At 58.5% G+C, this 20,831-nt stretch carries 22 protein-coding genes; 9 read left to right on the plus strand and 13 right to left on the minus strand.

Annotation, left to right across the window (positions count from 1 at the left end; translation table 11 throughout):
- Positions 1 to 28: 28 nt before the first annotated feature.
- Positions 29 to 1,105, minus strand: coding sequence for a tRNA 2-selenouridine(34) synthase MnmH (mnmH, locus tag SIB72_RS10330; RefSeq protein WP_413745104.1), 1,077 nt, complete (start codon positions 1,103 to 1,105; stop codon positions 29 to 31).
- Positions 1,106 to 1,145: 40 nt separating this feature from the next.
- Here mnmH and SIB72_RS10335 point away from each other — a divergent pair, with 40 nt between their 5' ends.
- Positions 1,146 to 1,859: a GUN4 domain-containing protein gene (locus SIB72_RS10335; RefSeq protein WP_115018222.1), complete on the plus strand. Its 714-nt coding sequence runs from the start codon at positions 1,146 to 1,148 to the stop codon at positions 1,857 to 1,859.
- Between the two features lie 64 nt (positions 1,860 to 1,923).
- Positions 1,924 to 2,433 (plus strand): ATP-binding protein, encoded by a 510-nt coding sequence (locus SIB72_RS10340; protein ID WP_115018225.1) that lies wholly within the window; start codon positions 1,924 to 1,926, stop codon positions 2,431 to 2,433.
- Here the strand turns inward: SIB72_RS10340 and SIB72_RS10345 are convergent.
- Complete coding sequence (locus SIB72_RS10345; RefSeq protein ID WP_413743815.1) at positions 2,393 to 2,647, minus strand: DUF6439 family protein; 255 nt, start codon at positions 2,645 to 2,647, stop codon at positions 2,393 to 2,395. The two genes, SIB72_RS10340 and SIB72_RS10345, sit on opposite strands and share 41 nt — an antisense overlap.
- 125 nt (positions 2,648 to 2,772) lie before the next feature.
- Here SIB72_RS10345 and SIB72_RS10350 point away from each other — a divergent pair, with 125 nt between their 5' ends.
- On the plus strand, positions 2,773 to 3,021 hold the full coding sequence (locus SIB72_RS10350) for a hypothetical protein (protein WP_413743816.1): 249 nt from the start codon (positions 2,773 to 2,775) through the stop codon (positions 3,019 to 3,021).
- On the opposite strand, the gene SIB72_RS10355 is transcribed toward SIB72_RS10350, so the two are convergent.
- Positions 3,003 to 3,320, minus strand: coding sequence for a copper-binding protein (locus SIB72_RS10355; protein ID WP_115121674.1), 318 nt, complete (start codon positions 3,318 to 3,320; stop codon positions 3,003 to 3,005). The genes SIB72_RS10350 and SIB72_RS10355 overlap by 19 nt on opposite strands.
- A gap of 72 nt (positions 3,321 to 3,392) precedes the next feature.
- Positions 3,393 to 4,460: a class I SAM-dependent methyltransferase gene (locus tag SIB72_RS10360; protein ID WP_413743817.1), complete on the minus strand. Its 1,068-nt coding sequence runs from the start codon at positions 4,458 to 4,460 to the stop codon at positions 3,393 to 3,395.
- Between the two features lie 190 nt (positions 4,461 to 4,650).
- Here SIB72_RS10360 and SIB72_RS10365 point away from each other — a divergent pair, with 190 nt between their 5' ends.
- Entirely contained in the window at positions 4,651 to 4,911 is a 261-nt protein-coding gene (locus SIB72_RS10365; protein ID WP_413743818.1) for a hypothetical protein, read from the plus strand.
- A gap of 1,142 nt (positions 4,912 to 6,053) precedes the next feature.
- Positions 6,054 to 6,203 carry a hypothetical protein gene (locus SIB72_RS10370; RefSeq protein ID WP_170953970.1) on the plus strand — a complete coding sequence of 50 codons (150 nt, stop codon included), beginning with the start codon at positions 6,054 to 6,056 and terminating at the stop codon, positions 6,201 to 6,203.
- Between the two features lie 274 nt (positions 6,204 to 6,477).
- Here the strand turns inward: SIB72_RS10370 and SIB72_RS10375 are convergent, their stop codons facing one another.
- Both SIB72_RS10375 and glnA read right to left on the minus strand, forming a co-directional pair.
- Positions 6,478 to 7,647 carry a hypothetical protein gene (locus SIB72_RS10375; RefSeq protein ID WP_413743819.1) on the minus strand — a complete coding sequence of 390 codons (1,170 nt, stop codon included), beginning with the start codon at positions 7,645 to 7,647 and terminating at the stop codon, positions 6,478 to 6,480.
- A 540-nt stretch (positions 7,648 to 8,187) separates the two neighbouring features.
- Entirely contained in the window at positions 8,188 to 9,606 is a 1,419-nt protein-coding gene (gene glnA, locus SIB72_RS10380; protein WP_115121668.1) for a type I glutamate--ammonia ligase, read from the minus strand.
- Positions 9,607 to 9,829: 223 nt separating this feature from the next.
- On the opposite strand from glnA, the gene SIB72_RS10385 reads away from it, so the two are divergent.
- Together SIB72_RS10385 and SIB72_RS10390 are read left to right on the plus strand one after the other, a co-directional pair.
- Positions 9,830 to 10,354 carry an allophycocyanin subunit beta gene (locus SIB72_RS10385; RefSeq protein WP_413743820.1) on the plus strand — a complete coding sequence of 175 codons (525 nt, stop codon included), beginning with the start codon at positions 9,830 to 9,832 and terminating at the stop codon, positions 10,352 to 10,354.
- Between the two features lie 79 nt (positions 10,355 to 10,433).
- On the plus strand, positions 10,434 to 11,618 hold the full coding sequence (locus SIB72_RS10390; protein ID WP_115121666.1) for a pyridoxal-phosphate-dependent aminotransferase family protein: 1,185 nt from the start codon (positions 10,434 to 10,436) through the stop codon (positions 11,616 to 11,618).
- On the opposite strand, the gene SIB72_RS10395 is transcribed toward SIB72_RS10390, so the two are convergent.
- On the minus strand, positions 11,560 to 12,108 hold the full coding sequence (locus SIB72_RS10395) for a nucleoside deaminase (protein WP_413743821.1): 549 nt from the start codon (positions 12,106 to 12,108) through the stop codon (positions 11,560 to 11,562). The two genes, SIB72_RS10390 and SIB72_RS10395, sit on opposite strands and share 59 nt — an antisense overlap.
- Positions 12,109 to 12,127: 19 nt before the next feature.
- Here SIB72_RS10395 and SIB72_RS10400 point away from each other — a divergent pair, with 19 nt between their 5' ends.
- Positions 12,128 to 13,564: a pyridoxal phosphate-dependent decarboxylase family protein gene (locus tag SIB72_RS10400; RefSeq protein WP_413743822.1), complete on the plus strand. Its 1,437-nt coding sequence runs from the start codon at positions 12,128 to 12,130 to the stop codon at positions 13,562 to 13,564.
- Positions 13,565 to 13,654: 90 nt separating this feature from the next.
- Here the strand turns inward: SIB72_RS10400 and SIB72_RS10405 are convergent, their stop codons facing one another.
- The 4 genes from SIB72_RS10405 to SIB72_RS10420 are packed head-to-tail and all read right to left on the minus strand — an operon-like array spanning position 13,655 to position 18,483.
- Positions 13,655 to 15,253, minus strand: coding sequence for a YcjF family protein (locus tag SIB72_RS10405; protein WP_413743823.1), 1,599 nt, complete (start codon positions 15,251 to 15,253; stop codon positions 13,655 to 13,657).
- A complete protein-coding gene (locus SIB72_RS10410; RefSeq protein WP_413743824.1) occupies positions 15,250 to 17,436 on the minus strand; it encodes a transglycosylase domain-containing protein in 2,187 nt (728 codons plus the stop codon). The genes SIB72_RS10405 and SIB72_RS10410 overlap by 4 nt, the downstream gene beginning before the upstream one ends.
- A complete protein-coding gene (gene lspA / locus SIB72_RS10415; RefSeq protein WP_413743825.1) occupies positions 17,417 to 17,920 on the minus strand; it encodes a signal peptidase II in 504 nt (167 codons plus the stop codon). Before lspA ends, SIB72_RS10410 begins: the two co-directional genes overlap by 20 nt.
- Positions 17,917 to 18,483, minus strand: a complete 567-nt coding sequence (locus SIB72_RS10420; RefSeq protein ID WP_413745105.1) for a biotin transporter BioY — start codon at positions 18,481 to 18,483, stop codon at positions 17,917 to 17,919. Before SIB72_RS10420 ends, lspA begins: the two co-directional genes overlap by 4 nt.
- Before the next feature lie 56 nt (positions 18,484 to 18,539).
- On the opposite strand from SIB72_RS10420, the gene SIB72_RS10425 reads away from it, so the two are divergent.
- Positions 18,540 to 18,791 carry an NAD(P)H dehydrogenase assembly family protein gene (locus tag SIB72_RS10425; RefSeq protein ID WP_413743826.1) on the plus strand — a complete coding sequence of 84 codons (252 nt, stop codon included), beginning with the start codon at positions 18,540 to 18,542 and terminating at the stop codon, positions 18,789 to 18,791.
- Here SIB72_RS10425 and SIB72_RS10430 read toward each other — a convergent pair.
- Positions 18,736 to 20,007 carry a M16 family metallopeptidase gene (locus SIB72_RS10430; protein ID WP_413743827.1) on the minus strand — a complete coding sequence of 424 codons (1,272 nt, stop codon included), beginning with the start codon at positions 20,005 to 20,007 and terminating at the stop codon, positions 18,736 to 18,738. The genes SIB72_RS10425 and SIB72_RS10430 overlap by 56 nt on opposite strands.
- Positions 20,007 to 20,825 carry a M16 family metallopeptidase gene (locus SIB72_RS10435; RefSeq protein ID WP_413745106.1) on the minus strand — a complete coding sequence of 273 codons (819 nt, stop codon included), beginning with the start codon at positions 20,823 to 20,825 and terminating at the stop codon, positions 20,007 to 20,009. Before SIB72_RS10435 ends, SIB72_RS10430 begins: the two co-directional genes overlap by 1 nt.
- Positions 20,826 to 20,831 lie beyond the last annotated feature (6 nt).

Here is a 20,831-nt window from a genome sequence, read left to right on the forward strand (position 1 = left end):
AGGGATCCGCTCAGGCCAAACGGGGAGTTTAGGGAGCAATGCTGCCCGATTGCTTTGGCTTCGGTACGACCCGCATCAGGCACTCGTTCAAGAGGTGGTCAGCGGCTGCTTCAGCGCCCATGCCAGCGATATCGACACTGCGTCGTTCATCTGCACGTTCCAGTTCCCGGTCATAACAGCGGTCGTAATAGTCGAGCATGGCTCTGCAGGCACCGTGCCAGTCGCGACAGGCGATGGCGCCGAGTGCTTGCTCGGTGCGTTGGGGGCCAAGACGGCGACTGATGCGCTGAGTCGCGGCTGCAAGGGCTTCGCTGCCCTGATCTCCATAGACCGCGACAAGCTGATTCACCCGTTCTTCGGCTGGGCGACGGATCTCCAGCACAACGGCGCTCTTCATCTGTGAGACGAGGTCGCGAGGAATACGACAACGACCCACCTGGGCACTCTCAGCTTCCAGCCAGATTTCTTCGGCGCCATTGCGGCGATGGTGATCCAAGGCTTCTGCAAGGCGGTTCTCGTACTGCTCCGTCGTCGGTTGATCTGGCAGTCCAAGCCCACCAAAGCTGCTGCCACGGTGATGGGCCAGCCCCTCCAAATCCACCACTGCCACGTTGCGCTCAGCTAGGGCTAAGAGCAGATCCGTTTTGCCGCTGCCGGTGCGTCCTCCCAGCAGTTTTACCGGCCAACTCTGTCCGAATTGTTCAAGAACCCAACGGCGATAGGTCTTGTACCCCCCTTCTAGAACGAGAGCTTCTTGATCCACTAAGCCGGCCAGCCAGGCCACGCTGCTGGAGCGCATCCCACCGCGCCAGCAATAAATGCGTAAGCGCTTCTCTGCTCCAGCCGCTTGTCCGAGAGCTTGCGCCAAGGCTGAAAGCGATGGCCCCACCAGTTCCAGACCGAGCTCAATCGCCTGATCCCGACCCTGTTGCTTGTAGGTCGTGCCGACCTTCGCCCTCTGTTCATCAGTGAAGAGAGGGATGTTGATCGACCCTGGCCAGTGTCCCTGAAGGAATTCCGCAGGACTGCGAACATCCACCAGTTGGCCTTGTGCCTGCCTGAAGCTGTCGAAATCTCTTGTGGTGTCGGCGCCCATGCCTGACATAGTGGGCCAACGCCGTGTCTGTGAGAGCCGGCCTTGATCCATGCTGTCCGGACTGTCCTCCACCACCAATCTCAGTGTTGAGCAATTGCTGGAGCGATTCTCCAGTGGTTCTCTGCGACAGCGTCGCTCTCTGATCCCCACGATTGAGAACAGAGCCGACGAACTCGCGGCTTTGGGTACGGCCGTGATGGACGGTTTTGATCCTGAGGGAGATGACTGGGCCGCAGGCTGGCTTCTGCAGGTCTTCCAGCGTCAACAGCCCCAGGCACTGCTGCCCCTTTTGGGCTCTTCTAGTGGTTGGTTTTCTGCACCTTCAGCTGTGGGGATCGATTACAGCCCTCTGCAGAGAGATCTTCTCGCTGAGCAGTTTGAAGATGCTGACCGGTTCACCAGTCGAATCCTGAGGCAACTGGCTGGCGAGGAGGCCGAGAGACGTGGATATGTGTATTTCAGTGAAGTACCTCCGATGCAGGCGCAGGATCTGATCAGCCTCGATCGGCTTTGGACCGCCTACTCCCAGGGACGCTTCGGCTTTACCGCCCAGGCCCGACTACTGGCTGCTCTTAATGGTCGTTATGACCGTCTTTGGCCCCGAATCGGTTGGAAACAAGAGGGTGTGTGGACCCGTTACCCCGGATCCTTCAATTGGACCATGAGTGCACCTGAAGGCCATATGCCGCTGGTGAATCAGCTGCGAGGTGTGCGCCTCATGGATTCACTGCTGAACCATCCGGCATTGGTGTCGCGTCGTTAACACGTCCAGGTAGTGGCGGCGGGCTGAGCTGCCGTTATGGTCAAAACAGAGAACAGCTCTGCCGATGACGTCTGGCTCCCAGACCGTTGTGTCGTTGACCGACAGGCTGCGCTCCATCGCTGTCGTGCCCACGTTCCGCTGGGCTGACTTCATCCTGCCTTCCACGCTTCAACTCAGCCCCCTGCTTGAGCTCCTGCTGGAGCCCGTTGGTTGTGAGCAGACCGCATGCCGGCTTGAGCTTGGATTGCAGGAAGCCCTCGTGAATGCCGTCCGCCACGGCAATGCGGGAGATACGGGTAAGTGTTTACGGGTGCGTCGCATCCTCACCCCTAACTGGCTGGTCTGGCAGATTCAGGATGAAGGCTCGGGAGTGCCTTTCACCGCCCGGCAAGGGCACCTCCCTTCCCGTCTGGATGCGCCCAAGGGTCGCGGTCTCTTTCTGATTCACCAATGCTTCGACGATGTGCGTTGGAGCCGTCGCGGCAATCGACTTCAACTGGCCTGTCGTCGTCCAGGACGCTCTGCTGCACAGATCAACGATGGGGACAGCCAGGATCCTTCAGTTCCCGCTTGAGCCAGAGCAAACCCTGGGATGTCAGAGCACAGGCATCCGCGTTCGTGCCGCCATTCAGGAGCTGCACCAGTGCCCCTGCTAGCAGTTCAGCTGCTCGCCTGTCCGAGTCTCCCTTGAGCTGATGCCAGTTTCGATCGGTGAGCCTGAGCTGCTCGTGCAGCTCCTGGGCCAGTGGAGCGGCCTGAGGGGGCCATGCGTCTTGGCGTGAAGGCATTGCTGAGGTGATCAACATTCCTATCCTGGAGGCTGATCCGCACGGATGAGACCTTGATGGGGATCAGATCGACTCGAGATCAGCCGAAACGAGTGGCGCGGCATCGCTCTGATTCCATTCGGTTATTGCACGTCTTGTCTGGGTTGGTGCGTCTCAACCAGCAGTTGCAGCGAACATCTCCGCCTCGTGGTGGTTCCTTGCATGAGCGACGTCGACGTCAGCGCTCTGAGCTGGTGAAGCAGTTGGTTCAGGCCGGTGACATCTTCCGCAACTTCAAGCCCATTCACTCAGGTTGGTGGCTCTGGAAGGGATTGCGCTGGGGAGGACCAGGCGTCTTGATCGGATGGTGGTTGGCTCAAGCTGCAACTGGCTGAGGTCCCACCACCACGAGCGACTTTGGATTTAAACCTGTGTTGTCAGTCAGTCCTGTAGTGCGCAGCAACGCATCTCCGCTCGCTGTCTTGTCCCGGATCCAGGCCTGATACAAAGCCCTACGACGTTGGTCTTCCGCCATCACAAGCCTGTCAGCAGCAACCTGAGGGCTTTCACCTGGATAGAGGGGAGTGCGCAAACAGATTCCGAAGCCGCGGGCCTCGACCTGCACGTTCCCTTCCATCAGCACCACTTCAAACGACCAGCCCTGAAGCCAGCGCAGCTGGAATGGGTTGGTCATTGGATCTTTGGCCCATCTAAGGGAACCTTATGGGCGTGCCAGGCATCCGGTTATTGACATGTCAGCAAATCCCTATGTCACGGCAGGTTTGAGAGCGGTCCAGACCCTCGTCATGAAATACGATTCGGCCGCGATCCCGATGAAGCCTGCTTGGTTGAGACGGTCATTGATGTTGTCGCTGACGTAGTCCCGGTAGTAAGGCTCATGAAAGGCTTTGCGGAAATTGTCCATGGCCAGTTCGAACTGGGGTGAATCCGCGAGTTGGATCGAATCTGCCAGCACGAGCACACCACCTGGTTCGAGCACTCGGAAGCATTGATCGATCACGGCTTGCCTGGCTTCAGAGGGCAGTTCATGCATCAGAAACACACAGGTCACGGCTTGAACACTCCCGTCTGCCAGCGGAATTGCCTCTCCATTGCCCTGTAGGAGCTGAACCAGGTTGCTTCCTCCTTGGTTAAGCCATCGGTTGGCCTGGCGCAGGTAGGCCTGTGAGAGGTCGAGGCCCACTAGAGAAACCTCGGGCAGAGCACCGCGGATCTGATGCAGGGTTCTGCCAGTTCCAGTGCCCACATCCAGGATTTTGAGACTGGCGTTGGGACGGTCGTGAAACGAACGCATGCCTCGCTTGAGGGGACCAATCACGCGCCTTCGCATTGCATCAGCTGCCCCGTTGAAGAGGATGTCCACTTGCAGGTCGTAGAGCTCTGCTGAGTGGTCGCTCAGGTAGCCATCGGTTTGATGGTGGAAGTTTTGGAGGTAGTAATCGGGATAGATCTCTGCATCGGTGAGGTCTGGGAGGTCGCGCACGTTGCGTTCTCGGCGTCGCATCCAGGTGGAGGGCAGATCGAGCCACAGGCGTGGGTAGCGCCTGGCCCAGTCGATCCAGGGCAAATCAAAGAGTTGACTCTTGGGATAGAGGCCCTCTTCGGCTTCGCGCCAGTCAAGGTCTTCAAGGTCAGCCATCGCTTGGCGCAGTTGCATGAGCATGTCTGGAGGAACAGGCTCGGTCTGGGGTGTGACGTCTGGTGCGACCAGTTCCATCAACTTTGTGCTGATTTCTTTGTGCGCCAGGCCTGCGAGGCTTCTGGTCTGCTGCAGTGTGCGATAGGCGATCTCGGTGAGGGTGGGCGTCGCCATCGCTTCAGATTGAAGATGTAGAACCGCCATTCCAGCGGATGGATGGCCTTCGTGGTGGATTTTGGTGCCGGCCTCTTTTGGCTCTCGCTCATCGAGCCTTGGACGCCATCGCAGCGACCCGCAACGAAAGTCTTGAAATTCTGTAGCCGTTGATACAAAATTAGAGCAAGACTCTTGAGGGGTTCTCGCGATGACTGTTCAAACGTCCCAGCACTCAGACGGTGGCTTGATCCAGCGAGATGCGTCTGCTGGTGTTGAGTTTTTGGCTTGGTCACACCAGCACGCCCATGACGTGCATCGGCGTGAGGTGGCCCTCGGGCAGATCCAGGCCCATCCAGATCAGCAGGACGGGGCTAACGCAATGGCGCAGCAGCGGGCTTGGGCGCTGCGCCACAGACATCAACGACGCCTGCATGACAGTGCGATCACACAGTTACGGAATGACGCCTGAGTTGCAGTGACGTTCTGGCGAGCCTCGTCAGCGACAAGTAGGGCTTGTCCCGTCAGACTTTGTAGGAGTTGTGGAAGGTTCAGACATAATTTCTCTTGGGATGGGAAATAGATTTTTCTCAGCATCATTGAAAACAATGCTGACCTTCTATTTTCTCTCCCTCTGCATCACAACCTACTTAGTGCTCGGGGCTGAACCATGAAGCACTCTGTTGATAGAGCGCGGTGTTCCAAGCTCAATCCATCTCGAATGTCTGGATGGTGACAGCTCAGCCTGTGAAGGGAAAGATCAGCTGCGATGACGCCCTCGTTGCCAAACTGGAGACGGTCAAGGTCTTGGAAGGCCTGCTTAAGAGAGTCAAACGCCCTCACTCCGCAGAGGAAGGTGCGATGGTCTCATCACCACTTCCATGCCGAGATCTTCAGCGCTCACAAGGGGTGTCTCGAAAGGGGGAGGCGCAGAATCTTGCAGAGCATTGAACTGTTGGTCGGTTAACCCCCCAACAGCGCACCGGCACCAATCGCCAAAATTTCCGTACAGCAGACCATTGACCAATGGCCAAAATCACCTTGTCGACGGAACAGAAGTTTCGGATTGAGGCGGCTTGCCGAGAACTTGATCAGTGCAATGACATCGATCAAATCAGGGATTTGACCAAGCAACTGTTGATTGAAAACGCGAAGGTGCGCACAGCTGTTCGTCAGGCTCTTGTGCATCGGCAGATCTACACGTCCGCTAAGCCCCGATCTTTGTAAGGGCTGTCAGCCCCCAGAGGATTAGCAGGGTTGGGAAGATGACGGGATCGACCATGAATGTGCTGATGACGCTGCAGACAGCTTTGGTCGGTGTGTCAGCGCTGTCTTCTTTTCTTCACGAAGCAGAACCGCCTGTTGACTGGAACCTCTCGGTCGCTTCTCGACAGCAGGCCAACACCAAGCTCAGCTTGGCCTTGATGCCCAATCCAATTGGCCTGTCACGACACGGCTAAAGCCATCGAAGGTCTAGGTACGAAGGACCCCGGGAAATGCAGTGCCTGCCGGAGTAAAACTGCTGAGGCTCTTCTGTAAGCGGCTGAGCTGAGCACTCCCGCTCTCGGTCACAGAGGTGCAGTGGCTACAACAGACCACCACGCATTGAGGGAGATGCAACCTGACTTCGCGGCCCTACTCATTGCAGCTGCCTTCTCCATCGTTGGCTACGCGATTGTGAAAATGGTTCCAGAGGCCTCCCTCTTGGCCGCATTTTTTCTTGTTGGGCTCCTCTCGCTCAATGTCGCGCTTTCCTTTGCCTGAATCTCAGCAAAGCCAATTAAGAGGTGCGCTCCTATCCCTTCAGGCCAGTCGATCCGCAGGATTGAGGATGCTTGGCTGTCTAAAGCTCAGGCAACACAAAAGCCCCGCCTTTGGCGGGGCTTTTGTTGTTTGGCCGGGGGATGGATCAGCCACATTCATCGAAGACCGCCCTGCTTTTCCACTCGTTGGTGTTGTATTGCTTTCAGCTCATCGCGTGAGCATCAGGCCCCCCGGCTAATTATTTGGAGATGTCTACCTGTAAGAAGTTGTTCGTTCAGTCCATTGGATCCACCACAGGTCCTCCCACAGGCTCACCAGTGGCACCATTCACATGATTGGGGAAGGGGCCTGAATTGTTATCGCCCCAGTTGGTGCAGGGATCCTTCAGGCTCAGTTCGCCAACATTCAGGTCGATAGCACTAATCACGTTGTTGTAGTTTTCATCTCCCCAGTTGGTGGCAGGGTCTTTTGCGTTACGCAGATCAGCTTCCATCTCTTGGAGTTCGGTGGCAGTCAGGATGCCGCCGCCTTGGTTCTCGTTGTAAGGATTGGTGATGGGATCTTTGGCATTTTTGAAGCCATTAGAGAGCTGATCTTGCAGCTTCCAGGTCATGAAACCGCCTTCGCTACCACCGTCGTCATCAGGTGCTGGTCTTCCATCGTTCGTGCCATTATTTGTGGAGTCCTCAGTGCACTGGTTAGCGGGATTCCAAGGAGATGGGGTATTTCTCATCTCTTGCTCAGTTTGAATTCGGCTACCAGGGTTGCGCTCCTCGGAGATAACGCAATCGGGAAGGCCATAAACTCCACAAATTCCTTCTTTTAGTATTTCAATATCCTCGAGAGCTTTAGATGCAATTTTCTTTTCAATTTCTGTTCCAATTTTCTCGGCCACTACTCCTGCCGGGCCTCCAACAATTCCACTTCCCACTACTCCAACAAGGCCTTGATTGCGCTCATGGGCGGTGTCTTTTGTTAGAGCGCTGACAACACTAATGACAGTCGAAAACTTTCCAGCGATTCCGTCATCTGTGCTCAATACAACTTCTGCCACTGTCTCTGCGTTCCTTGTTGGACTGTTCTCGGGTGATGAAGCCATTCCTTTGCCAAATGCTCCAGAGCCGCGGAGACCACTTTCACTGAATTGTGATTCGTTTTGCTTGCCTGCACCGCCAAGAATTGAGTCACGGCCAGCAAGTTGATCACCGAAGGAAGTTTCAATGATGGAGTGACCGCGAGTCAGACCTGATTCTTTGAGGATGGAGTGACCATGATCCTCAAAGTTGACTTCAGCGAGGTGCTTCTCAATGCTGTGGTTGGAAAGGATGTCAGTAGCGTCGATCAGATCAGCAAGACGCTCTGCGGAAGCGGTGTTTTTGTAAGCGGGAGCCTTTTGCGTGGTGGTGACTTTGCGGAGTGTGGGGCGGAAGTACTTGAAGGACATTGGTTTGAGTGGGGTGATGAGTGTGGTGGGATCTCTCCCTCCGATGCACTCACCATCTCCGGATTCACCTGCTGACCTGATGACCTGGATTAAAGGGGGCTGTGATCTTGGACACAGGTGCTCAAAAGCCAGTCACCAACTGGGCTGACATTGCCTTAGGCAGCCCAGGAGCCTCTGGCCCCACTCCCATCCGTCTGCCAGTTCGGTGGGCACTGGAGGCTCCTTATCTGCGATGTTCGCCCTGCGATCTCTGCCTCTGGCGCAGGTTGCAGCCCGCCAGTGAGTCGACGTTCATCCATTTGCGCAATCTCTTGATGACCGTCGCGCTAATGGGCCCAACTGCTCCGCTTGTAAGGATTGAACGTGAATCTTCTGTGGTTATTAGCCATGCACTGAATCGGGCCCTGCAGTTCGGTTGAGACCTGGCCCAAGCAGCTCTGAATTGGCTGTTAACCGATGTCTATTCCCAAAAAAAATGGCCCCCGTGTTGGGAGCCATTGAGAGACACTCAAGTCTCCTGGTTCTACTAATCCTGTTTGATCAGGCGTCGTAGTACATGGTGAACTCGTGGGGATGGGGGCGCTGACGCAGCTGTTGCACTTCCTCGTACTTGATGTCAATCCAGTTGTCGATGAAGTCTTGCGTGAAGACGCCACCTTCAAGCAGATAGTGATGATCTGCACGAAGTGCTTCCAGTGCACCGTTCAGTGAAGCGGGCACCGTATCGATCTTGGCCAGTTCTTCCGCAGGCATCTCGAACAGATCTTTGTCGAGGCCATCGCCTGGGTCGAGTTGGTTCTTAATCCCGTCGAGTCCGGCCATCATCATGGCGCTGAAGGCCAGGTAAGGGTTGGCTAGAGCATCGCCGGAGCGGAACTCAAGGCGCTTGGCTTTGGGGCTAGGACCTGTGAGCGGGATGCGCACGGCTGCGGATCGGTTGCCCTCGGAGTACACCAGATTCACCGGTGCTTCAAAGCCAGGCACAAGCCGCTTGTAGCTATTGGTTGTGGGGTTGGTGAAGGCCAGGAAGGAAGGCGCGTGCTTGAGGATGCCGCCGATGTACCAGCGCGCTGTATCCGACAGGTCGGCGTATGTGCCTGGGGCGAAGAACAACGGTTGGCCTGCTTTCCAAAGGCTTTGGTGCACATGCATGCCACTGCCGTTGTCAGCGAAGATCGGCTTCGGCATGAACGTGGCCGTTTTGCCGTACTTCTTGGCCACATTGCGCACGACGTACTTGTACGTCATCACGTTGTCTGCAGCCTGGATGAGCTCAGCGAACTTCATGCCGAGTTCGTGCTGAGCTGTGGCGACTTCGTGGTGCTGTTTTTCGATGGGAACACCGAGGGACCCCATGGTCAGCAGCATTTCGCTGCGGATGTCTTGAGAGGTGTCGTTCGGCGAAACGGGAAAGTAACCCTCTTTCAGCTGAATCTTGTTGGCGAGGTTGCCGCCTTCCTCAACCCGGTTGGTATTCCAGGGAGCCTCGATCGAGTCGACGCTGTAGGAGCTTGAGCCGTTGGCACTTTCGTAGCGAACGTCGTCGAAGATGAAAAACTCAGGCTCGGGACCAAAGAAGGCGGTGTCTGCCAGGCCGGTGCTGGCCATGTAATTCAGAGCCTTCTGCGCCAGGGCTCGGGGGCAGCGATCGTATGGCTTCCCGGTGCGTGGATCTTGAATTGAGCAGATCATGCTCAACGTCTTGTGGCGATAGAAGGGATCCACCCAGGCGGTGCTGGGGTCTGGAACCATCGACATGTCGGATTTGTTGATGGCCTTCCACCCGCGGATGGAAGAGCCATCAAACGCGAGGCCATCTCGGAAGGCGTCCTCATCCACCAGATCGGCGCAGACTGTGAGGTGCTGCCACTTGCCGTGCAGGTCAGTGAACTTCAGGTCAATCAGTTCAATGCCTTCGTTCTTGATTGCGTTGAGAACGTCCTGTGCGGTCTTGCCCATGGGATCCAGTGAGGCTCACCTTTATGTGACCAAACGACCGTAAGCAGCCATTCGGGGGCTTTTTGTATCAAGGGGCACACTTTTTCTGTTGGACGCTTGCGCTTGTCGATTCAGGCAGGATTGGTAACCGTTTCTGTCAACTTGGTGACATCGCAGCGCGCATCGGGGTTCTGCGCCGATTGATGGTGTTACGTTTCATCCTGATACCGTCAAAGCCTTCGCCATGCGTGATGCCATCACCGGGTTGATCGGTCGTTACGACCAGTTAGGTCGTTATCTCGATCGCAACGCCATGGACAGCATCGATGGCTATCTCGGTGAATCGAGCTTGCGCTTGCAAGCCGTAGAGCTCATCAATCGCGAAGCCACCGAAATCGTTCGCGAAGCCAGCCAAAGACTCTTCAAGGGTGATCCAGAGCTTCTCTTGCCTGGTGGCAATGCCTACACCACCCGTCGCCTGGCTGCTTGCCTTCGCGACATGGACTATTTCCTGCGCTACGCCAGCTATGCGCTGGTGGCCGGTGACAGCACGATTCTCAACGAACGTGTCCTCAATGGTCTTGATGACACCTACAAGAGCCTGGGAGTGCCCACCGGTCCCACAGTGCGCAGCATTGTCCTTCTTGCAGACGTTGTCTGCGAGATGCTCATTGCCGACGGGCTCTCGATTGAACGCTGCCCTCTGGTGCGTCAGCCTTTTGAGCACATGGCTGAGGGATTGGCGGCGACCGACGTTCGCAAGCGCTGATCGCGTTGCAATCCAACATTTATTTCAGAGTGGGTGAGCTGACTGCGTAGGCTGCTTCGCACGATTTGCTTCTTGGGCTTTGGCGACATCGCACTCTCACCCCTCGGTTGATCCGTGCCATCGCCGGTCTCTGAGCCCTATAGCGACGCCTGATCGGCTGTTGCTGGGCCCAGGGCCATCTAATGCCGACCCCACGGTGCTTCGGGCCTTGTCCCGCACACCGATTGGCCACCTCGACCCCCTTTATGTCGAGTTGATGGCTGAGGTTCAGGAACTCCTCCGCTACGCCTGGCAGACCGACAATCGCCTCACCCTGCCCATGAGTGGCACGGGCAGTTCCGCCATGGAGGCGACCCTCGCGAACACCATCGAGCCCGGAGACAGGGTGTTGGTGGCCGTGAAGGGCTACTTCGGCAATCGTCTGGTTGATATGGCCGGCCGATACCGAGCTGATGTGCGTGTGGTCGAGAAGCCCTGGGGTGAAGCCTTCGCGTTTGAGGACATCGAAGCCGCTCTGATAGAGCACAAGCCTGCGATCCTCGCCATGGTGCATGCCGAGACATCGACTGGTATTTGCCAGCCGATGGATGGGATCGGAGATCTCTGTCGCAAGCACAATTGTTTGCTCTTGCTGGATACGGTCACGTCCCTGGGAGGAGTCCCCGTCTTCCTCGACGACTGGAAGGTGGATCTGGCCTATAGCTGTAGCCAGAAAGGTCTTAGCTGCCCTCCAGGGCTTGGCCCGTTCACCATGGGGCCGCGCGCGGAGGAGAAGCTGGCTGCCCGTAAAGACAAGGTGCCTAACTGGTATCTCGATGTCTCTCTGCTCAACCAGTACTGGGGCAGTGACAGGGTTTATCACCACACCGCCCCTGTCAACATGAACTTCGGGATGCGTGAAGCACTGCGTTTGCTCGCTGAAGAGGGCCTGGAACAGGCCTGGGCACGTCACCGCACCAATGCTGAAGCCCTCTGGGCAGGTCTTGAGAGTCAGGGCCTTGTAATGCATGCTCCTGAGCATTTGCGTCTGCCTACGCTCACTACGGTTCGCATTCCTGACGGCGTCGACGGCAAGGCATTCACCCAACACCTCCTCAATGAGCACGGCATTGAAGTCGGCGGCGGCCTCGGCACCCTGGCAGGCAAGATCTGGCGCATCGGCCTGATGGGTTACAACTCCAAGCCCGAAAACGTGAATCGACTTCTCAACTTGTTCGAGACCGAGCTTCCACGCTTCCGTCAGGACGCCGTCGCCGCTGCCTGAACCACGTGGCCAGCATGGCGCTGGCCTGCTCCTCCAAAACACCGCCTGTCACTTGCATGACGTGATGGGCGCTGCAGTGTTCTGCCAGGTTGATCGTGCTGCCCATCGCTCCCCGTTTCGGATCTGTGGCCGCATAGATCAGATGACCCATCCGGGCCTGCACCAGGGCACCGGCGCACATCGGGCAGGGTTCCAGCGTGACTAGCAGGGTGCAGTCATTAAAACGCCAGTCGCCTCTCAGACGGCTGGCTTGGCGCATCGCCACGAGTTCAGCATGGCCGAGGGGATCTTGCTCCCGCTCACGGGTGTTTCCTCCGAATCCGACGCAGCGTCCGCGCCTGTCGAGAACCACTGCACTCACTGGTACTTCTCCTTCTCGACCGTTCGCTTCGGCCCGTCTGAGCAGCAGTCCCATCCAAAACTTCTGTTGCTCCTCATTCAGGGTCACCGGTCCGTTCAATCCTTCGAATCCAGGTTTCGCTTTGGTCAATGTGCCATCACGGTGGAGAATGAATGCTGTTGATCGCGAGCCCTTGGTCGGCAATCTCCAGCCCTCAACGACCGAGCCCCTCGCTCCTTTCGCCTCGCCGTTGGGTTTGGATCCCGATTTGGAGCGGTTCCTCCATCAGGCGTCCTCTCAGCTCTGCCGCTGGCTCGGCGATGCCCACTGCCGCGGCCCCTTGCCCATGTTGTCGGTGCTCCCCGACGTGGTGCCTGAACAGGAGGGCGTGTCCAGCAGCCGTTTACTGGACGATCTTCAATGGGTGATGGACGGAGCCTTCCAGCCCTCCCATCCTGGTGCTCTCGCCCATCTCGATCCGCCTCCACTCACAGCATCCATTGCCGCTGATTTGATCTGTGCTGGGCTGAACAACAATCTTCTCGCTGAAGAATTGTCTCCCAGCCTCACCAGGCTGGAGCGGCATCTCTGCAACTGGTTCGCCAGTCGCCTTGGTTTGCCAGCCTCCGCTGGAGGTGTCCCGGCCAGCGGAGGCAGCCTCAGCAATCTGAATGCTTTGGTCGTGGCCCGCCATCATCTCGGCCTCGCACACAATCCTGAGGCGGTCGTGCTCGCCAGCGCTGATTCCCATGTCTCCCTCGCCAAGGCGGTCCGGGTGATGGGATTGCGGCCCGATGCGCTTCAGACCATTCCTGTGGATGACGATGGCTGTCTGGATATGGATCTGCTCCAAACGCGATTGAAGACCCTTCGATCCCAGCAGCGCCCGTGTCTGGCTGTTGTTGCGACTGCGGGAACCACCGTGCGTGGTGCAATCGATCCGCTGCGCGATCTGGCCAATTTCTGCCGCCGTGAGCAACTTTGGTTGCATGTGGATGGCGCGATCGGGGCGATTTTCGCGTTGTCAGCCACCACCGCCCCCCTGCTGGAGGGGCTGGGTCTGGCGGATTCGATCACCGTCAATCCCCAGAAATTGCTTGGGATCACCAAAACCTCCTCACTGCTGCTTGTGGCGGATCGCTCAACCCTCGCGGATGCGTTTGCAACGGGTTTGCCCTACATGGAGCCCGCCTGGGGCGATGGCCATGGCGGCGAGCAAGGGCTCCAAGGCACGCGGCCGGCCGAAGTGCTCAAGCTCTGGCTGGGGCTCCGCCAATTGGGGGAGAACGGCATTGCCTCGCTGCTCACCTCTGCTGTGGAACGACGTCAAAGTCTTGAGACTTCCCTGGATGCGAGCCAGCTTCAGGTGTGTAGTGGTCCGCTCCATTTGCTTGCTTGTCGTCCGTTGCAGGGCACTGCTTCAGAGATTGAGGCTTGGTCGCTGAAAACCCGTCAGCGCCTGCTGAATCAACAACTGATGCTTTCACGACCCATCTACGCCGGTTTTCACTATCTCAAGGCTGTGCTTGGCAATCCCCATACGCAAAGCTGCCACTTGCGCCAGTTGGCGGAGATCCTGAACGCATCGGCGAGGGAGTTTGCTTGATGGCAGCACCGGCATCACCACGAGGACGATGGGTCGCGATTGTGACTGGAGCGCTGTCTGTGGCGATCGGAGTGTTCTATTTGCTCCTGATTACAGTCCTGGATTCCCGTGGTCCGATGCTTCCACCTCCGCCCGAGGCCCTGGGCGCGGTGGAAGCTTCCTCTGCACTTGGCGTTGCAGTGGTTCCACAACCCTCTTCACAGCGGTCTGAAGAAAGCGCTCCAGAGCAGATTCCCTCCGGTTGAGGTCGTAGTGGTGTTGGACCACATCTTGTACCCCACCGTCCCCCCAGTCCTGGTCCTGTTGGAAGTAGGTGATGAAGCTCGCTCCAGCGATGCGTGTGAGCCAGGCGGCTGCCACACCCTGCACAGCTCTTCCAAGCAAGAGCGTTGGCAGGTTCAAGCTGAGGGCTGTGCCAATCAGAGAGATTCCTCCTTTCACCACCCCCACACCAGCCAGTGTCCTGCCAACGGATACGGCGAGTTCTTGCGCACGGCTGCGGTTCAGGGTGACGCCATAGACCCCCGCCACCTCGATCACCATCTGGGCATTGACAGCAGCGGTGCCGAGAAGGTCCACTCCGGGCAGTGGGGTTGCAGCCACAAGGCCGCCGCTGATCCAGCTGTAGCGGTCCACGCAGCGTCGTGCCTCCATTTGGCGTTGCTGATCGAGTAGATGGCGTCCCGTTTCACCGAGATGTCGGCATTGAAGAAGGATGTTGTCCGCTAGAAGCTCCTCACCATCGGCATGGAGAACGCTGGCAAGACGACGCAGCAGAGCCTCGACTTCTGGAGGCGGTTGCCATGGCTGTTGACCAGGTCTTGGCACCGACTGTGGGGCGGCACTTGCGGCGATCACGTCGGCAGGACTGAGCAGATCGGCACAACGTTGCTGGAGCAGCGCCAGCAATCGGCGCTCCTCCTCCTCCCCGCGCAGATCACATTTGTTCAGCACGAGCAACAGGCGTTTGCCGAGGCTTGCGAGATGACGTGTCACCGCAAGCTCAGCGGCGCGCAGGTCACCATCGACGACAACCAACATCAGATCAGCCCTGCTGGCCCGACGTCGCGCTTCCTGCTCCCGGTCGCGGCCATCCGTGCCACTCTCAAGAATTCCTGGTGTATCCAGCAGCAGCAGACCACGCCGGATCCCCTTCAGGCGCAAGCGATAAGTACGAGTTTCTGTTGTGGTGCCCATGGCGGCACCGACATCTCCAACAATTTCATTGAGCAGTGCCCGGATCAGGGATGTTTTGCCGCTCGATCCGGTGCCGAAGACCACGACGGTGAGATCTCCGCGCTTCAGTTCTTGGGCGACCCGTTCCCTTTCCTGACGGAGGCCCTCGCGACTGACTGCATCATCCAGCTTGTCCAGGAGGCGGTCGATGCTCTCGAGGCTTTGTTCGGCTGCCTGACGACGTGTGTCGGGCGGTGCAGGCAACTGGGTGGTCGGGTCATTGCGCCCGTCAAGCTCCCGTTTCCATGCCTTGTACCAGGGCCATCCGATCTGGCTGATCAGTGCCACGATTAGCCCGGCGGCGAGCAGCAGCACCGGGCCCACCATCCAGGGGGGGAGCCAGTAGCTCAAGTCCCAGAGGAGATTGCGAACGGCTTGCAGCACCATTCCAAGCACCACAAGGGCGACAAGGGCACCGCCTCCCCAGAACAGCCAGCGTGTGTTCGACTTCACGGTGTGGTGTTAGTTCCCCGATCTGCCGCTCGCATGATGTCGCTCCAAAGGGATGCTGCCAAGGCACTGGATGCTGCTGTGGGGGTGTTGTCATCGTTGCCGAGCCAGATGCCGAGTACCCAGTGGCGTTTGGGTTCATAACCGATGAACAGCAGGTCACGCCCGTCGTTGGTCGTTCCGGTTTTCCCGCCTTCCTGGCCGCCGAGTTGGGCCCCACCACCAGTCCCTGATCGCACAACACTGCGCAGCATCCCCTGCATCGCCCGAGCGATCGGCTGCCGTACCGCCTGCCGGGCTCCGGCGATGGTGGTGGTGGTGCTTCCTCCCAGGCTTCCGCAGTCTTTGAGCTGTTGCACCCGACAGGTTTCGGCATCCACCAGGCGCCTGATCGTGCTGGGTTGATGCCAGAGACCATCGTTGGCAACGGCCGCGTAGGCCGCCGACAGCTCGATCAAGCGCACTTCACTCTGTCCAAGGGCAAGACCCGGCACTGGATCCAGGGGGGTGCTGATACCAAGACGCCTGGCTTGTTGCACCACTTGCTCCAGGCCGACGCGTTGTGCAAGGCGAAGCGTTGCTGTGTTGCTGCTGGAGGCGAAGGCCTGGTTGAGGCTGATCTTGCCTTTGCAAGAGCTATTGAAGCTCTGTCCTCTCCAGCGCATCGGGCTGCAGTCAATTCTGTCTGCGGCTTGGATCCCCTGTTCCAGGGCGGCCAGGAATGTGATCAGTTTGAAGGTGCTGCCTGGCTGCCGCTCTGCCATGGAGGCACGGTTGAATTGGCTGCTGCGGTAATCCTTGCCACCGGCAATCGCCAAGACACCTCCTGACCGACTGTCGAGTAGCACCGCAGCTCCCTCACTCACTCCAACCTCCTGGGATGCCATGAGTCGCTGAGCGAGTTCCCGTTGCACCACGTCCTGCAGCATCGGGTCGAGATAGGTCTCGATCAGAAAATTGCCCTCAGCCGCCACATCGGGGCCCACCAGCGCGCTCAGATCTCGACGCACCTGATCGGTATAGAAGGGAGCGGACCTGCGGCTGGCTTGATCGCTGCACGCCGAACTGGTTAATTGCACCGGCCGGCGTCGAGCCAGCCTGGCTTGTTCGAGCGAGAGCCGCCCAGAGTCGGCCATCTTGTTCAGCACCCGATTGCGGGCCTTGAGTGCCCGCTGTGGGTATCGGCAGGGATCATGCCCGTTTGGTGACGGGAGTAGACCCACAAGCAGGGCTGCCTGTTCAAGGCTGAGATCAGCGGCGGATCGTCCGAAATAGGCCTGGGAGGCGTCCTCAAACCCCCAACCAACTCCGAGATACACCCTGTTGAGATAACTCAGCAGCAGTTGTCCTTTGCTGAAGCGTGTTTCCAACTGGATGGCGACAAGCAGTTCACGCCACTTGCGCCCGAGGCTGTCACCCTGGCCAACCTGATCGGGGTAAAGACTGCGCGCTAGTTGTTGGGTGATGCTGCTGCCACCTTCCTTGATCGTGCCGCCGCTGTAGTTGGTGAGGAAGGCGCGCAAGGTGCCGATCGGATCAACACCCGGATGCCACCAGAAGCGATTGTCTTCGCTACTGAGCAGAGCCTTGATCAGGTAGGGAGAAAAACTGTTGAGGCTTGGCAGTTCACGGTGCCGACTCGAATCCACCGACAGCAGGGGTGCGTCATGGCGGTCATAGATGGCGATCGGCCCCTGCACGGTCGCCAGCCTGCCTCTCACTGGCACGGTCACTGCTGCCAGTAGAAGCAGCAGGAAGCCGCTTCCCAGGCCGGCAAGCACACCGATGCCTAAAGCTTTCTCCAGGCTGCGGTGCAGGCGATCCCTTCGATTCAGGAAGCAGAGCACCGGAGCACCGGTATCGGCTGCGGGGGCAAGGCTGACGCGATCACCGTCTCGTAACTCCAGCTCGTGGATACGCCTGCCCTGCCACCACAGGCCATTGGTTGAGTTGAGATCTCGGAGGCGCCAGTGATTTCGGTCGCGCTCAAGCACTGCATGATTGCGGCTCACAGCAGGGTGGTTGAGGGCAATCTCCAGCTCGGAATCCCTACCGATTCGATAGGCCTCTCCGTGCAGGATGATCTCTCGGTCTGCTTCCCCCTCCTGCTGGAGCACCAATTGCCAGGTCCCGGATTGAATCGGGTTGCTTGCAGCTGCTTTCGCCTCAGTGGGGACGGTGCTCATGGCGGCGGGTTAGGGCATCGATGGCAAAGCAGGCGACTGCAAGGTTGATGGCGATATCCGCTGCATTGAAGATCGGAAACGACACTGGCACCAGTTCTAGAAAGTCCGTGACATGGTTGAGTCTCCACCGATCGATGCCGTTACCGATCGTGCCTCCCAATAGGAAGGCGAGTGCTAGGCCCTGCCACAAGGGTTGTTGCTGGTTGCGCCAGATCCAGAACACCACGCTCACCCCGACCAACAGGCTCAGAACTCCCAGCAACGTGGTGGAATCGCTGAAGAGGCTGAAGGCCGCTCCGGTGTTGCGCACCCAGCGGAGCTGTATGAGCCCAGGCAGAAATTCAGAGGGAATGCCTGGCTCAAGACTGAGTCTTACCCAGGCTTTGCTCACCTGATCCACGATCACGATGATCAAACCGAGCAGGAGCAACGGTCCGCGCCCGAGGTGATTGGGCAGGAACTTGCGTCGAACGGAACGCATCATTCGATCAACAACAGGCGACGCAAGGGAAGGGCCAGCAGGGCTGATGCAACACAGAGGGCCAGCTGCGAGGGAAGGGGGCCTACCCCATAACTGAACAACAGTTCGGGAAGGGGATCGGCCCAGCGGCCGAGCAGGCCACCAACAAGAAGATTGAGCAGGCCGCAAATTTGAATCATGACCAGCCCTGCAATGGCAGCGAGGGTCAGACGCGCCAAATCATTCATCCCTTCCTGTTGCGACAGGCGTCCGCACAGCCAGGCAGCCGGTACAAAACCAGCCAAATAACCGAAACCTGGATTGAGCAGATAGCCGGGGCCGCCTCCGTCGTGGAAAACAGGAAGATCCACGAGGCCGATTGTGAGATAGGCCACTGAGGCGATCACACCCGCACGAGGCCCACAAACCAGAGCACAGATCAAAAGCGCCGGCACTTGCCAGGTGCTGGGTAAGGGCAGCACCTCCAAAGGAACCCCTGGCCAGAGCATTGCAGCAGGAATCAGGCTGCCAACAAGGGTCAGCATCAGACCGGCAAATGCGCCGCTCCAGGTGGCCAGTGCCCGCACCAGCTGCATTCAGCTGGCCCCATCCTGCAGTAGGAGAGGGTGATTGCCCATGGTGCATGGACGTTTCGATCGGTGATCAGGTGCGGCTGGTGCGGCCGTTGCCCTATCTGAAGACAGCGGATCCAATGCCGATGTTGCGACCGCCCGACCTTGTCTCCACTGATGAAATAGGCGAAGTGGTTGGTCTGAAGCCCTTGGAAACCGTTGCGGTCCGTTTCCGTCGTGGCACTTTTCTAGTGCCGAACGACCACCTCAGCGTTGCCGAGCTTCCCCTTGCCGAGCCTCCCACTGAGACTCCAGAACCCTGAGCGAGGCTTGCGGGCCACAGAGGCTGAGCAGTGGTCGACTGAGGTGCTCGGCTGCGATTCGTTGAATCGAGACTGGATCAAGCGCATCCATGATCTCTAAACAACGTTGGTCGTGGTCATCGGGCAAGCCCAGACCTCTCAGTTGGGCTCGACGCTCCGCCCGTTGTCCGGTGGTTTGGGAGGCGTGAGCAAGCTGGCCGCGAACTTTCACCTTCGCCAGCTGCAAATCATCGGGGTCGAGAGGTTTGGAACACATCTCATTCCAGCTTTCTAAAAGCAGCTGAAGAGAGAGCTTGGAGCGATCGGTGCTGGTTGCAGCATGCATCACGAACGGTGCTGCTCCAGCCCGTGCCGGATGGTGCACGCCGACGTCATAAGCAACGCCGTGGTCTTCGCGTAACCGGCGGAATAAGAGGCTGGACATGCCTTGGCCGAGGTGGGCTTGAAGTAGGCGAAGGCCTGGATCATCAGGGTGGCCGTGGGCAAGGGAGGGTTGCCCGAGCATTAGCACCACTTGTTCAGTGGTCTGCTCTTTGATGCTTAGGGTCCCCTGTTCCGTTCTCAGGCTTGTGCCACGAGGCGTTGATGCAGCGAGAATGATCGGCTGCGCTCCACCCTCCTGGAAGGCTTCGTGGCTCTCCATCAACTTGAGCAGCTTGGTCGGGATGGTGCCGGAGAGCGCCAACACCGAGCCATGGTCTTCGAGTTGAGCGGCCAGGCATCGGAGTTGGTCGGGGCTGATCTCTTTCAGTTCCTCAGCCACACCAAGGGGATCGTGGGCATAGGAGCCGGACCCGTAGGCCAGAGATCGCCAACCGTCATAGGCAAGGTGGAAGGCGTCCTCCTTTTGACGCAATAGTGCTTGGAGGCTGAGCTCTTTCTCCAGTTCCACTTGATCCGGCCTCAGGTGTGGCTGTCTGAGCATCCAGCCGATCACCGGCAACAACCTCTCGGCATCAACATCACGGCATTTGAGGCTGATCAGCAGGCCATCTTCATGGGTGTCGCAGCGCAGTCCGGCTCCGCATCCCTCCACCAGGTCTGCAAGCTGGATCGGTCCGTAGGGCCCGCAGCCTCGGCTCAGGACAGAGCCCAGCAACTGATGAGCGCCCCTCAGTCCCTCTGGATCCGATGCGCTGCCGTGGCGGATTAAGGCTTTTGCCGCCAGCACTCCTGGAGTGGCGAGAGGGTCGAGGATCAGATCAGGCAGTGCCATCAGCCCTCCTCCTCTGGCAGGGCTACCAACGTGAAGGCCTTGGACGCCTGCAGCTGTCCGAAAACGTCGGATTGCAAGCCAGCCGCAGTCCAGTTCTGCAGATCTTGCAGTGGCCTCAAGGGATCCTGCGGTTCTCGCCAAAGCGCCTGGGGTCCTGCGATGCCAGCCACAGAACCGGGAGCCTCCAAGCTGAAGCGAAGACCGTTCCCGACCAGCTGTCGACCCCGCTCCATTTCAGCGGCCTGAACGGGTGTGGATGCGCACTCTTGAAGCACGCGGTCGACCTCCGCTTCCACTTCCTCGATGTGCTCAGCAGGGCAGCAGGCTTCCAGCATCACCAGACTTCCCTGCTCGAGTGTGGTCAGGTCCATATCGATCGATTCCACGATCTGTAGTTCTTCGCGTAGGCGCTCCACCAGACGACTGCGTCGACCTTCGGCCAGAAGTGTTGTGGCCAGATCAATCCCCATCACCTGATGTTGTTGATCCGCGGCGGCGGCAGGCCAGGCCATCAGCAACCTCGCTGCTTCCAAGCGCTCGACCTGGATCGTGTCCCGTCCACGTTGGAAGCTCAGTGTCTGGTCGATCCCGTTTGGGTGATCCTCTGATTGGGTCGCAAGCGAGGCCAGGCGACTGGCGCTGATGGTTTGCTCCAGCCCCTTGGGGATTGCTCCCGCCACCATCAGGCAGCAGTTCGTTCCTCGATAGCGACGTTGGTGAAAGGCAGCCATCGTGTCCGGTGAGCTGGCCAGCAGACTCTCCTCCCAACCAAGAATTGGACGTCCGTAGGGATGGTTCGCGCAACTTGAGGCCAGCAAGTGCTG

Source organism: Synechococcus sp. MIT S9451, from assembly GCF_047304725.1.
Classification (GTDB): Bacteria; Cyanobacteriota; Cyanobacteriia; order PCC-6307; family Cyanobiaceae; genus Synechococcus_C.

Bases quoted from the DNA above. Each gene is read 5' to 3' on its own strand.
- mnmH (WP_413745104.1), bottom strand. From the start codon at position 1,105: ATGTCAGGCATGGGCGCCGACACCACAAGAGATTTCGACAGCTTCAGG.
- SIB72_RS10335 (WP_115018222.1), top strand. From the start codon at position 1,146: ATGCTGTCCGGACTGTCCTCCACCACCAATCTCAGTGTTGAGCAATTG.
- SIB72_RS10340 (WP_115018225.1), top strand. From the start codon at position 1,924: ATGACGTCTGGCTCCCAGACCGTTGTGTCGTTGACCGACAGGCTGCGC.
- SIB72_RS10345 (WP_413743815.1), bottom strand. From the start codon at position 2,647: ATGCCTTCACGCCAAGACGCATGGCCCCCTCAGGCCGCTCCACTGGCC.
- SIB72_RS10355 (WP_115121674.1), bottom strand. From the start codon at position 3,320: ATGACCAACCCATTCCAGCTGCGCTGGCTTCAGGGCTGGTCGTTTGAA.
- SIB72_RS10360 (WP_413743817.1), bottom strand. From the start codon at position 4,460: ATGGCGACGCCCACCCTCACCGAGATCGCCTATCGCACACTGCAGCAG.
- SIB72_RS10365 (WP_413743818.1), top strand. From the start codon at position 4,651: ATGACTGTTCAAACGTCCCAGCACTCAGACGGTGGCTTGATCCAGCGA.
- SIB72_RS10370 (WP_170953970.1), top strand. From the start codon at position 6,054: ATGCAACCTGACTTCGCGGCCCTACTCATTGCAGCTGCCTTCTCCATC.
- SIB72_RS10375 (WP_413743819.1), bottom strand. From the start codon at position 7,647: ATGTCCTTCAAGTACTTCCGCCCCACACTCCGCAAAGTCACCACCACG.
- glnA (WP_115121668.1), bottom strand. From the start codon at position 9,606: ATGGGCAAGACCGCACAGGACGTTCTCAACGCAATCAAGAACGAAGGC.
- SIB72_RS10385 (WP_413743820.1), top strand. From the start codon at position 9,830: ATGCGTGATGCCATCACCGGGTTGATCGGTCGTTACGACCAGTTAGGT.
- SIB72_RS10400 (WP_413743822.1), top strand. From the start codon at position 12,128: ATGAATGCTGTTGATCGCGAGCCCTTGGTCGGCAATCTCCAGCCCTCA.
- SIB72_RS10410 (WP_413743824.1), bottom strand. From the start codon at position 17,436: ATGAGCACCGTCCCCACTGAGGCGAAAGCAGCTGCAAGCAACCCGATT.
- lspA (WP_413743825.1), bottom strand. From the start codon at position 17,920: ATGATGCGTTCCGTTCGACGCAAGTTCCTGCCCAATCACCTCGGGCGC.
- SIB72_RS10425 (WP_413743826.1), top strand. From the start codon at position 18,540: ATGGACGTTTCGATCGGTGATCAGGTGCGGCTGGTGCGGCCGTTGCCC.
- SIB72_RS10430 (WP_413743827.1), bottom strand. From the start codon at position 20,007: ATGGCACTGCCTGATCTGATCCTCGACCCTCTCGCCACTCCAGGAGTG.